We start from the raw sequence: 12,245 nt of genomic DNA on the forward strand, positions 1-12,245 counted from the left end.
ATTAAAACTTGAGAATAGCAAAACTTCGACCTTAAATAAAGAAATTTATTGCTTTTACATAGTTTTAAGGAACTAAGAAGTTTCTGTTGGCTAATAATAACACTATTGTTAAGTTTTCCATTAATAAGGTCAAAGAATTGCAGGATTAAATGAAAACCCGTAAACAGTTACCCCTTTATGTCATTTAGCAGATTTCTTATTTTTTTTTTACTTTACTAAAAAACCCTTCAGATTGCTGTTGTACACTTGCATTTTCCTCTTCTTCAAGCGCTTTTAATAGTTCAATTTGCTTTTTAGTTAAATTTTTTGGATTTAAAGTCTCAACTATTACCTGTACATATAAATCACCACGAGCATGTGAGTTCATATATGGCATACCCTTTTCCCTACAACGTAGTTTGGTACCAGTTTGAGTGCCTTCAGGGACCTTTACTTTTATTTTAGCTCCATCAATTGATTGAATATCGATTTCACCACCAAGCACTGCTAGTGTCATTCTTATAGGCACTTTACAGTGTAAATCTGCTTTATTTCTAGCAAAGATTTTATGGGAAATTATTTTCACGTATACGTATAAATCTCCACTTTTTCCACCTTTTGTTCCAGTTTCTCCTTTACCACTTATCCTTACCTTAGCTCCTTCTTCTATGCCTTTTGGAATTGAAACGGATATATTTACTTCATCTCTTCTACGTCCACTTCCACCACATTTCTTACATTTATTTTGTATTATTTCTCCTTCCCCATAGCATGTAGTACATGTTCTTTCGATGGTAAAAAAGCCTTGTTGAGTTCTAATCCTACCGCTTCCCTTGCATGTGTGGCACTGAACTGGTTTAATTGCTCCTTCGCCACCTGTGCCTTGGCATGTATCACATTTTACATTTGTCACATAATGTATAGGCGCTTGTATTCCTTTAAATGCATCTTCTAAGGTAATTTCAAGATCATAACGTAGGTCTGCTCCAGATACTCCTGTTGTACTTCTTTTTGCTCTCGATCTACTTGCACCACCACCGAATCCTCCACCAAAGAAGTCATTGAATATGTCGCTAAAATCTCCTGCAGAACTGAAGCCTTGAAATCCACCAGAAGCACCTTCGTGGCCATAACGATCATAGCCTGCCCTTTTCTCAGAGTCAGACAGAACTTCATATGCAGCTGTTACCTCTTTAAATTTTTCCTCTGCTTCTTGATTGCCAGGATTTCTATCAGGATGATATTTTAACGCTAATTTTTTATACGCTTTTTTTATCTCATCAATACTGGCATTTTTGCCTACTTCCAGCAGATCATAGTAGTCTTTTTTGCTCATATATAATAGTTTAGTGCTTAACCTTTAAAGATAGGTATTACATATATTAATTTCAAGTGTGACTTCTGTTTCCTATAAAATGTGGTGCACCCTGAGCGACTTGAACGCCCGACCTTTTGATCCGTAGTCAAATGCTCTAATCCAACTGAGCTAAGGGTGCTTTCACAAAGTTAACTTTAGCAGGTTTTGTGGCTTGATTCAATTAATTTGGCTAAAAATAAAACTGTTAATTTTATCATACGGTGAGCCCCTAATAATTCCTAAACTGCCGTTCCGCATCATCAGAAGGAGCACTTGGAAAAACACCTTGAAGATTTTGAAAATAGCTATCTACCGCTCCTTTAGCTTTCCCGATATTTTCTGATTCTTCCTCATGCTTCATATGAAAAGCTAAACCACCAGCAAAACATGCGAGAGAATTAATACCAAGAATGACTAAACTCCACGCTGGTAAGACTGGGTAAACAGCACAAGCTATCAAAGCTGCCAAAAAACAGCGCCAACCGCAAATTCTATATTCCTAAGCATCTTAAGTTTATTATCCAGGTAATCTATTTTTTCTTCTTTTCTAGCCGTTTTTCTGCTGCTGTGATACCAAAAACACATACTAGCATGGAAAACAACACACACAACTGCAGCTACTATACCTAAAGCTAATAGTTTTCTACTGTCTTCTGAGTCTTTTTTCTTATCTTTTTCGCTTTGACAAAAGGCATTACTATTACTATTGTTAATATTTGTTATATTATTAACCGTAGTGTGACCACGTCCACCGAATAAAGAATCAATCCAGAATTGTAATAGTAAATAATCCCAAAAACTTAAGCTATCATTTGAGTTTGAGCGTGGAAATTTTTCATACACATTTTTAAAATTCTCCTCACTCCAAGTTAAATTCGGTGTATTATTACAATGCTGTAGAAACCCTTCAATATTATTACCTGATTTCTTTATATAGGCTAACGCATACCTTTTTAAAACACTATCACTTGCTACCATAAATACCCTCTTAAGTTAAGATTAAATTAATAAATACTTACTTACTATAACAAGATAACATCTACTTGTCAACTTGAGCCTGATTCAAGTATCCGTTCAGAGTGTGGCAGAAGAACTTATTCAAATAAAGTAGGTGGTAAAATATAAACATTTTATAAAGTGAAAAATGGACTTTTCAGACCACTGCCGAGCTAAAAAAGCCCTGTATTTCTCAGCTTTACTTCATTGGTTAATCCGCAACTGGGGTCTCTAGATCCCGCTAACACGTAGCGGAATGACGGTTTTTCAAATTGTTGATAAATCTAAGTCAGTTTAGCTATAATTTCCTAAGTTTGCTCACAATCTCTTGACTTGACACATATGTTTTTTTCCCAAATGTTACTATCTTCCTCCTTTTCCTTTCTCAATTTGTGCAACCATTTCCTTTACATTTGCATGCGTGAGAAGGGAATTTTTGCTGACATGAGATTTTGGATCAGATTTTGCTGTTATGTGTTTCGTTGCAGATCTTTTATTCTCTGTTAGAAATGAATGAGATTGTTTTTTCTTCACACCGATATCCGCTTGTGCTGCTGGAGTGGTTTTGCTTTCAGCAAGCCGTACATTATCATTTCCTTTTGCTTGATTTTGCTCAAATTTTTCTTTTAATGCCTTTACTTTACTGCCCATCTCGCGATTAGCTCCTCCTTTCATAGTAGCTGCTGCTACTTTTGGTATCGCCTTACCAGCAGCTTTTTGTGCTGATTTCCTATTGTCTTGATTTTCAGATTTTAGTGGTACTCTTTCAGCTGATTTTTTAAGAATTGCTCCTACTACTTTTGGCTCTGTGCTTACTTTTTGATTAGCACGGCTTAGATTTTTAGGCTTTAGCGGTACTGCAGGTTTATCTTTGATTACCACTTTCGATTCTTGTCTAACTTCTTGACCAGTAGTAAACATTTTTTTTGGCACTTGCGGTGGTTTTTGTGGTACTAGGGATTGAGGTTGTTGTTTCTGCTTACGTTCTCTTTTTGCTTCTATATGTTCTTTAGAAACTGTTGCATAAATTGGCTCTTCTTTGGGCGATTTTGAACTCTGCGAATTTTCCATTAAAATTTTACTCTTCTTCTCTTGATAATTTGATATCTCTTCGTATACAGACTCTTCATTTAATGAACTTCCATAGCCTAAATCTTCTCTCTGCTCATATAAAGGATTTTCCTTTTGCTTTTTCTCTTGATAATTTGATATGTCTTCATATTCAGACCCCTGATCTAATGAACTTTCATAGCCTGAATCCTCAGAAGGATTTTCCTTAGCATCAGGCATACTAAAACTATTAGCTCCTTTTAGTAAAGAAGATGTAGACTTTGCCTTGCTTTCTCCATCTGAGGATATTTCTGATTTAAAGCGTACCTTCCTCGAATCTGGAGCAGCCGGAGGTGCTGTTGTTGGTCGCTTTATTTGCCTCATGCGATTACCACCTAATTTTTCTTTCGGCTGTTCTTCTTTTCGCAGCTCAAAAGTACCTTCCTTTTGCTTTCTACCTTCCAAACTCATTTCGTGTGATCTATCTTTTCCTTGACTCTTTTCACTTTGTTCTAAATTCAAAGAATCTTTTAAAATATTATTTTTTCTTAAATCTTTTTCTAATTGTTCCAAGAGATCAATTTTTTTTAAAATTCTTGTATACTTAGCTGCTGTTTCTAAAGTGAAACTTGACAACTCATCATTTACAAAATTACTTATACTACTGTTCTTGGTTGGAAAATTTTTTCCCAAAATTCTATTCATTAATGTTTTAAAAAGACCTAATGGCTGTTCTACATAATTGTTCAAGTCAGTATATATAACAAACTCAGCTATACCTTTTGCCTCACCTGTAAAACCTTCTAATGCATGAGATAAATCCCTTAACGTTTTGTTATATTGTTTCTCTGCATTTCCTAGCTTTACAGCTTTGATCAGAGAATCGAGATTTTTTTTATAGTTCTCACTTTTAAATGGATTATTCATACTAATTACAGCTCATTATTTATTAAAATATAGATCTAAAATATTAAGATCTAGTAAATATTACTTTTGTAATTCATGTAGAACTATAGCTATAGTAAGTAAGATTTCCCTGCGTCATGCCGCTGCGGTATCTCAGCCGCTAACAAGTAGCTGGATGACGGTTGTCAGGGTGTCATCCCAGCATCTTCTCCTGTCATCCAAGTAGCCGACATTGGGATGGCTTTGTTGCATCGCTACTTATGAAAGGCTAACTATAGTTAGGATTATAAGCAACCTATTAAAAATCTTGTTTTTTTGCAATCAATCTGATCAAATTTAAGAATAGTAATTTGTTATTTATATTAATAAATTTAATTCTATTGAAAATAGCTAAAGCATTGAAATTCTTGAATTTTAGCCGGATTAGTGAGTGGTAGTGAAATTTCTTTTACTCAAATTTAGGTATTCACTGACCGTTCTTGTTATAAATACCAGAATAATAAGCTACTGATATTCTCCATCTTTTTTATCTTTAATCCATCATAGCTAGCGATGCAACAAAGCCAACTGGAATCCAGAAAAGTTTGCTTGTGAGCAAGCAAACTAGCATGGAAAGTAGCTGATCTTATACTAAATGAATGTTTTTGATGAGGTTGCATAGAAGCTGGATTGTATCTTAAAAAGGTCGAAAGACTATTGGGTGGAAAAGAAGGTAAGATGCAACTTAATGCGAGCCAGGAAAGCAAAGGAAAGGTTTGGTTGGAAGAAGTGGAGTAGCGAATGGATATACAAAACGCTGGGTCTATATTCAGACTACAGAATAAGGTATTACAAACCGAAAGCATCACCAGTACAATAGTTATAAACTTTGGCAAAGAATCTACTAGGAAAGCGTAGTGCGGATGCTGCGTTTGACGAGGCGGGAGCTAGAAACGTTAACATGGGAATTTGGATTGAGGCCCACCACGAAAGTGATGACCAAACCCTAAAGTAGGCGCGCCAGTTCTCGACCCTACATATTTTTTTGAAGGTCAAATCCAGTTTAGGGTCGAGAAATTTTGATGGCAAAAATGCCTAAAAAACATTAATAATTATACACACAATTATTCAACCATATTTTTGAAAATAGCTAGTTTCTGTATTTATTTCAGATTGAAGAAAGCTCAAATGAAAGATCGTGTTTTGCTAAAAATCACAGAATGCAGTCTGGTTACTATTTAAAAGGATATGTTCAAAAAAACTGTGTCAAATCAACTCACACACTTCATTACCAACTTCATGATGAAGTTCCGCAGTTGGATGGAAATAATCAAAAAAGAAATAATCCTTTAGTGTTTCTTTGCTACACCCAGGGTTATAGTCAACGTCAAGTTCCCCTTTAAATATCAACTTTAAGAGTATTTTTATATTTTCTTTAAATCTCCCAACTTGGTCTGCAATGTTCGATGTGCATGCATCTTGACAATTTAAACCTTTGCTCTTGTATTCGCTAAGCATACTTCTCATTTTAGAGTTAAGATCAAATGCTTTTATTTCAAGATCTGTACTTTTCTTCATATAATCTAAGCCTTTAGCCAATTTTGCATTGAAACTCTCCGTGAGCTTTGTAGCTAGTTCCCTTGCTTCTTCATCTCTATTAAAAGCTGGTATTAAGCCAACTTCAGGTGCGTTTGCAACAACTACATGCTTAACACCATGTTCATTTAGAACCTTGAGTGCATTACATATTTCACTCACTGCTTGTTCCAACACTTCTTCCGCTTTAGTATCGTCATAAGCAGTGGCAACCATAACATCATTTCCGCCGATTATGATGCAAAATAAATCTTCTTTACCTATATCTGGATGATGTTTAATTACCGCATCTAGCTGGTTAGCTAAACGAAATTTATTGAAGAAATAAGAAAAAATAGGGTCAAAAATTTCAGACGCTGTTGCACATGAAACTGCATAGTTTTGACCTTGCTGTTCGTGGCATCTACCAAAAAATGAATAACTCCACCCAGGTTTAAATTCGTCTAAATCTAAATATTTTGCTACATATTCAACAGCAGTAGGGCCATTGCTAAAAGATCCTCCTTGATAAAAAGGGTCATCAAACTTTACGCTTTTTGCAAAGGATAAGTTATTTAAAATTCCAATGATTGCGCCATTATCGGATAAACTATCACCCAGAACATAAAAATTTCTATACTTAGAATTGTCATTTTTGTTTGTCATAATATTTACCGTAGATTAGCATGTTGTTTCATTAGATTCATAAAAAAAGAAAAATAGCGGTGAAATTATACAACTTTGGCCTAACTTTCTCTCCATTTTTTCCGGGCAAAATCAGCTTCTTCTTAACTTGACACGTATACTTAAAAGAACCCTCTAAGTTTTCTAGCGCGGCTTGGATGTTTCAACTTGCGCAGTGCTTTTGCCTCTATTTGCCTAATTCTCTCACGCGTTACATTAAAAATTTTTCCTACTTCTTCTAAGGTATGTTCCTTCCCATCTTTACCAAGGCCAAAACGCATTCTTAGAATTCTTTCTTCCTTTGGTGTTAAAGTTGCAAGAACATTGGTTGTAATGCCACGCAAGTCAGCAAGTATTGCAGCATCCTCTGGTCTGGAGACCCGCTTATCTTCTATACAATCACCGAAGGTACTACTATCATCTTTTCCTGTTGGAGCTTCAAGACTTACTGGATCCCTTGCTATTTTCATAACTTTGCGTATTCTTTCCAGCGGCATTGTCAGTTCTACACTCAATTCCTCTAACGTCGGCTCTCTCCCCATCTCATGAGTCATCTTTCTTAATGCTCTGTTGATTTTACTGATAATTTCCACCATATGAACTGGTATTCTAACTACTTTAGACTGCTCAGGTATTGCCCTAGTGATTGATTGTCTTACCCACCAAGTGCCATAAGTTGAAAATTTATATCCACGTTTGTAATCAAACTTATCCACGGCCTTCATAAGACCAATATTGCCTTCTTGTATCAAATCAAGCAGATCAAGGCCTCTTTTTGAATACTTCTTAGCAATGGAGACTACTAGCCTTAAGTTAGCCTTAATCATCTCTTGCTTTGCTTCAGAGACTTCTCGTTCGTGTTTTTGTATTCTCCTGATTAGCTCCTTAAATTCTTGTACGTTATCTTCCTGTATATGCTGCTTAATACCGTTCAAGGTACTAGCTATATGTTCAGAGTTATCGTCTATAAACCTTAAAAATTTGTTTTTTAATTCACCTGTAAAAGAGGATTGATTTTCATTGATCTTTAAAAGACTTATCTCTTTCAACTCGTGCTTTAAAAGCACGTCATCATAAACTTTATAGAAACTTTCTCTATCGATATTGTATTTTCTAGCCTCAGCAATAAGATTAGCCTCTTCAAGCGTGACGGATCTATTTATCTTATAAAGTTCTTGTGTAATTCTGGCAACAGCAGCATCACTTAACTTAATTTGTAATGCTATAGACCATATTTGATTATACAAATTTTCTAGCTCATTAGAGAAATTTTTAGAATTTTTTCTTAATATCAACGCTTCATTTGTTAAAGTAATTACCTCATCCAATGCAACTATGACCTTTGGCAATAAGTCACTTTCCATTTCAAAAATAGAAACATTTAAATTGACTGAACTTATATCTTCATTATCACCGTCTTTCTCATCATCACTTTTTTTACTATCTTTCTCATCATCACTACAGTACTCAGCATCTTCAGAAATGTCCTTAGAATCCTCAACATCTTCAGCACTCTCTTCACTTTCTTCTTTGGGTACCACATTAAAATCAGAGTTATAAATTGCATCCAGATCTATAATTTCTCTCAGTAAGAGAGCTCCATTACTTAAATCATCACGCCATACTTTTATCACCTTTAATGTTACTGATGTTTCAATTATCGCACGTAACATGTTATGCTTTTCAGATTCAATTTTTTTTGCTATCTCGATTTCATCTGCCCTTGACAAAAGCTTTACAGAGCTCATGTCTTGTAAATAAATCCTCACTGGATCATCATTTTGTACTAAAGTTGGAGTAATATTTGGCGATGTGTCATCATCATCAAGTTTACTATCATCACTGTTGGAAGGAATATCTTCTTCATCTTCGCTACTTTCAAGCACATTAATTCCGGAATCCTGCAATAAAGATATAGCATCATCTATAAAGTCAGACGAAAAATTTTCATCTGATAATTTATCATTTATATCATCAAAGGTGATAAAACCACCCTTTTTTGTACTCTTAGTTACCAGATCTTTGATAATTTTTTTCTTATCTTCTGCATCATGAATAGTTGACATCATTACCTTTATAGTTTATAATTTTATTTCTTATTAACAAACAAACTTACAACGAGCAAGTCTATAATTTTACTTTTAACTTGTGGCTATTTGTTACTTCATATAGTTTAAGATACTGTTAATTTATGTACACTTGTCTTGATCAATTGTTCCATACTTTTCTTCCATTTTTACTGCTATGGATAATCCAACTGAAAATGTTGCAATTCCAACCACTATAGCAGTAAGCATTAAAACATGGGGTATAGGATTGCTATATGAATAAAAATTTGAAACCAATATAGGAGGCAAGGAACTTTTTATATATCCTAGAGATATGTAAAATAACAAAACAGATGCTTGGAAGACGCTTATCCCTATCATTTTCTTGATTAAATTTTTATCGTTTATAATAATATATAAACCTAGCACCATTAATACAATAATAATCGTATAATTATATAAAGTCATTGTTTTTTCCTACGAGCAAAATTTATATATATAATTAACATAGAGGAGTAGACAGTAAATGCTACACCTAATTCCACCAAAAAAATACCTAATTTTTGACCGGTTCTATTATTGGCTAACAAGATATCATAAGATAAAAAATTTTGGCCAAGTAAAGTTGTTGCAACGCCCGTTCCTCCATAAATTAAAATACCTAACACGTTAGTCAATCTAATCACAGAATAAGGTATTGCTTTTAGAGTTGTAGATACACCAAATAGCATTGAATATAATATTATCCCGGAGGCAATAATTATTCCTGCTTGAAAACCTCCACCTGGAGTGTAATCACCGTGAAATTGTATGTATAAACCAAATAAAATGATAAAAGGTATCATCAAAAATATTACTGCATTTAATATCGGATCTTTAATCATTTTCTTTTTCTTCTTTTAATATCAACGTTATACAAAGCGCAGCAGTAAAAACTACTATAGTTTCTCCAAACGTGTCATAACCACGAAAGCTTGCCAAAACAGCTGTCACTATATTAGGAATACCGGTAGCTTTTTCGGTATTTTCCACATAATAAGGAGCAACATGCAAGTGGATCGGAGCATTGTGGCTGCCAAAATCTGGCAATTGAATCATAAAATATGACAAACATACAGCCAGAAATAACATAAAAAAAAGCGTTATAGGGTTATGAGATAGATTTACTTTATGATTCTTTATCAAGGAGAGTGCTGCAAGCGTAAACACCGTACTGAGTCCCGCACCAACAGAAGCTTCAGTAATTGCAACATCAGGTGCATTCATAATTAAGTATATAAGCGCAATCAGTGAACTAAATACACACATTAGAACAGCACTTACGACTAAATGTCGCGAGAAAACTATAAAAACCTTAACTATTAGTAACAACAAAAGTAATACTACATTTAATATTTCTAACACCTTAGCCTTCTTTAACAGTTTTTTTCTTAACTTTATAATGAGTGCGCGCTAAAATATAGCTATTAGTTGAGTTAGCTACCCATATTATAAAAATTAATAATACTATTTTAACAGTATTGATTGAAAATCTATTCTGCAAAGCAAAACCAATTAACAATAACGTTGCACCGCTAGAATCTGTAATACCTGCTGCATGTAACCTAGTATAGAAATCAGGAAATCTAATTACTCCCACACTTGAAATGATTACTAAACAAATGCCTAAAAATATGAAAATGGATCCTATCATAAATTATTAAAACAACATTAATCTCATTAGTGCTATAGTTGATATAAAGCTAACGCTAGCATACAACAATGCTATATCAATTAAAAAAAAATTATTCAGAATGATTGATATTGCTGTTATGAGTACAACTACTTGCGTTGAGAAATTATTGAACGCTAAAACCTTATTGTACACATCATTTGACTTAGACACTATGCGACACAACATCACACTCATACAAAACAACAGTGCATAGATAGCAATGTGAATCATTTAAAGACTATGTAACTTCAGTAGATTTCTAAACGGATACTTCTTCATCGCCATCTTGATCATTTATTTCATCATCTATTTCACCATCCACTTCATAATCTTTGCTTTCTTGACTTGCATCAAGATCTGTGTTATCAGAAAAATTTAATAAATTCGCTAGCTTACTTGTATTACTGCTGTAAACATTATTCATATTTCCTTTTATGTATTCCTTGCATCTACCTACCAAAAGGCTAAACAGCTCATGAGTATCCACCTGTTTTCCTGCTATTTCATGTAAGGAAACTATGGTATTTTTATGACCTTTAAACTTAGCTGCTTGAATTGGATTACTTGCTCCTGTATTTAAATCATGTGTTCTTTGACTTGCCAACAGAACCAATTTGAAACGGTTACTTACCCGTTCTATACACTTTTCTACAATAGACTCAGCCATAAGATACTACCTTAATAAGTTTTATATTATATCACAAAAAACAAGTTGTCAACTTTGTATCTACTGTGATTCAACTTCATGTTTTACTTTTTCTGCCTCAGATTTTATTTCTTGGCTTTCTGTCATCGTGATTGTTATCTCATGATCAATTTTTTTTAGAAATCCTAACAATCGCTCTAAAGAAAAACCATCTATTTTACCATTTTTAATTTGTGATACCTTTGGCTGATCAATACCAAGTTTCTCAGCTGCAAAAGCCTGAGTCCAAGCATTTTTTTCTATAATTTTATTTATTATATAAAGCAACTTTGTTTTTATTCCTGCACTGTCTAAGTTATTTAACGATATTATTTCCATAATTTTTACACTCACATATCAATTAACTTTATTAAATATTATAGCATAATATTTTATATACCAAGATATTAATATCATATAACTTGTCAATAATTATATGATATCAATATTTAAAACTTTAAGTTGATTGTATATTAATATTTTCATCAAATTTCTAGTAATTTTAAATTACTATTTTACCATCAGCCTATCTGAAAAAACCATTTATAGAAAGAACAAGCTAAGATTACAAAGCTTGAAATATAAAAATAATTATTTTATAAATTTATCTTACATAAGAAGTTTATATATCTATATCTTAATATGGATATTTATTTAAATTTTTAAAATTTCTATTTTAACGAGAATTCTATATATTATATTTATAATATAATTTAAATATTTGTTGCTTTTTAGCTGGAACATTATTTAGTTAGTAAGTAAAATTGTGTTGAATATGACAAAAATAAAAAAAGATGTTGCTGTTATTATGGGAAGTGAGTCAGACTACACCACTATGGTCCATACCGTCGATATGTTAAAAGCATTAGAAGTTTCACATGATATATTCATAATATCTGCACATAGAACACCAGAAAGGCTCTTCAATTTTGCTAAATCTGCACAAGAAGAAGGTTTTAAGGTTATGATAGCTGGTGCAGGAGGTGCAGCTCATTTACCTGGTATGGTTGCGTCACTAACTTGTTTACCAGTTATCGGCGTTCCTGTGCATAGTAAACAATTAAATGGGCTGGACAGTCTACTCTCTATAGTTCAAATGCCAAAGGGTGTTCCAGTTGCAACCATGTCTATAGGAGAAAATGGAGCATATAATGCTGCCATTACCGCCATATCTATATTGTCAATTTCCAACAGTGAAATTGCAGGTAGGTTAAAAAAGTGGAGAGAAAAACAGACCAAAGAAGTAAAAGAAAAACCAGTTTCATAATAAAT

At 33.5% G+C, this 12,245-nt stretch carries 14 protein-coding genes and 1 tRNA gene; 1 reads left to right on the forward strand and 14 read right to left on the reverse strand.

What is annotated here, in order from left to right:
* Positions 1 to 196: 196 nt before the first annotated feature.
* The 14 genes from dnaJ to OPR57_RS05345 form a co-directional block, all read right to left on the reverse strand.
* A complete protein-coding gene (gene dnaJ / locus OPR57_RS05280) occupies positions 197 to 1,315 on the reverse strand; it encodes a molecular chaperone DnaJ (RefSeq protein ID WP_265036145.1) in 1,119 nt (372 codons plus the stop codon).
* Positions 1,316 to 1,397: 82 nt separating this feature from the next.
* Positions 1,398 to 1,475: transfer RNA gene (locus OPR57_RS05285), tRNA-Arg, on the reverse strand.
* 90 nt (positions 1,476 to 1,565) lie between these two features.
* Positions 1,566 to 1,805 carry a hypothetical protein gene (locus OPR57_RS05290; RefSeq protein WP_265036148.1) on the reverse strand — a complete coding sequence of 80 codons (240 nt, stop codon included), beginning with the start codon at positions 1,803 to 1,805 and terminating at the stop codon, positions 1,566 to 1,568.
* Positions 1,793 to 2,314, reverse strand: a complete 522-nt coding sequence (locus tag OPR57_RS05295) for a hypothetical protein (RefSeq protein ID WP_265036150.1) — start codon at positions 2,312 to 2,314, stop codon at positions 1,793 to 1,795. The genes OPR57_RS05290 and OPR57_RS05295 overlap by 13 nt, the downstream gene beginning before the upstream one ends.
* A 381-nt stretch (positions 2,315 to 2,695) precedes the next feature.
* Positions 2,696 to 4,309, reverse strand: a complete 1,614-nt coding sequence (locus OPR57_RS05300; protein WP_265036152.1) for a hypothetical protein — start codon at positions 4,307 to 4,309, stop codon at positions 2,696 to 2,698.
* Positions 4,310 to 5,533: 1,224 nt separating this feature from the next.
* Complete coding sequence (locus OPR57_RS05305; protein ID WP_265036154.1) at positions 5,534 to 6,508, reverse strand: SGNH/GDSL hydrolase family protein; 975 nt, start codon at positions 6,506 to 6,508, stop codon at positions 5,534 to 5,536.
* Positions 6,509 to 6,648: 140 nt separating this feature from the next.
* Entirely contained in the window at positions 6,649 to 8,592 is a 1,944-nt protein-coding gene (gene rpoD / locus OPR57_RS05310) for an RNA polymerase sigma factor RpoD (RefSeq protein ID WP_265037567.1), read from the reverse strand.
* Between the two features lie 123 nt (positions 8,593 to 8,715).
* A complete protein-coding gene (locus tag OPR57_RS05315) occupies positions 8,716 to 9,042 on the reverse strand; it encodes a cation:proton antiporter subunit C (protein WP_265036156.1) in 327 nt (108 codons plus the stop codon).
* Entirely contained in the window at positions 9,039 to 9,458 is a 420-nt protein-coding gene (locus tag OPR57_RS05320; RefSeq protein WP_265036158.1) for a Na(+)/H(+) antiporter subunit B, read from the reverse strand. The genes OPR57_RS05315 and OPR57_RS05320 overlap by 4 nt, the downstream gene beginning before the upstream one ends.
* Positions 9,451 to 9,978, reverse strand: a complete 528-nt coding sequence (locus OPR57_RS05325; RefSeq protein ID WP_265036160.1) for a DUF4040 domain-containing protein — start codon at positions 9,976 to 9,978, stop codon at positions 9,451 to 9,453. The genes OPR57_RS05320 and OPR57_RS05325 overlap by 8 nt, the downstream gene beginning before the upstream one ends.
* 1 nt (position 9,979) lies before the next feature.
* The gene (gene mnhG, locus OPR57_RS05330) at positions 9,980 to 10,267 is read right to left on the reverse strand and encodes a monovalent cation/H(+) antiporter subunit G (RefSeq protein WP_265036162.1); all 288 of its coding nucleotides are present in this window, start codon (positions 10,265 to 10,267) and stop codon (positions 9,980 to 9,982) included.
* 6 nt (positions 10,268 to 10,273) lie between these two features.
* Positions 10,274 to 10,519, reverse strand: coding sequence for a monovalent cation/H+ antiporter complex subunit F (locus OPR57_RS05335; protein ID WP_320157487.1), 246 nt, complete (start codon positions 10,517 to 10,519; stop codon positions 10,274 to 10,276).
* A 28-nt stretch (positions 10,520 to 10,547) separates the two neighbouring features.
* Positions 10,548 to 10,955, reverse strand: a complete 408-nt coding sequence (gene rpoZ / locus OPR57_RS05340; RefSeq protein WP_265036164.1) for a DNA-directed RNA polymerase subunit omega — start codon at positions 10,953 to 10,955, stop codon at positions 10,548 to 10,550.
* A 60-nt stretch (positions 10,956 to 11,015) separates the two neighbouring features.
* Positions 11,016 to 11,312 carry a helix-turn-helix domain-containing protein gene (locus OPR57_RS05345; RefSeq protein ID WP_265036167.1) on the reverse strand — a complete coding sequence of 99 codons (297 nt, stop codon included), beginning with the start codon at positions 11,310 to 11,312 and terminating at the stop codon, positions 11,016 to 11,018.
* Between the two features lie 436 nt (positions 11,313 to 11,748).
* On the opposite strand from OPR57_RS05345, the gene purE reads away from it, so the two are divergent.
* Complete coding sequence (purE, locus tag OPR57_RS05350; RefSeq protein ID WP_265036169.1) at positions 11,749 to 12,240, forward strand: 5-(carboxyamino)imidazole ribonucleotide mutase; 492 nt, start codon at positions 11,749 to 11,751, stop codon at positions 12,238 to 12,240.
* Positions 12,241 to 12,245: the final 5 nt, after the last annotated feature.

Origin of the sequence: Wolbachia endosymbiont (group A) of Anomoia purmunda, assembly GCF_947251545.1 — a bacterium.
Classification (GTDB): Bacteria; Pseudomonadota; Alphaproteobacteria; order Rickettsiales; family Anaplasmataceae; genus Wolbachia.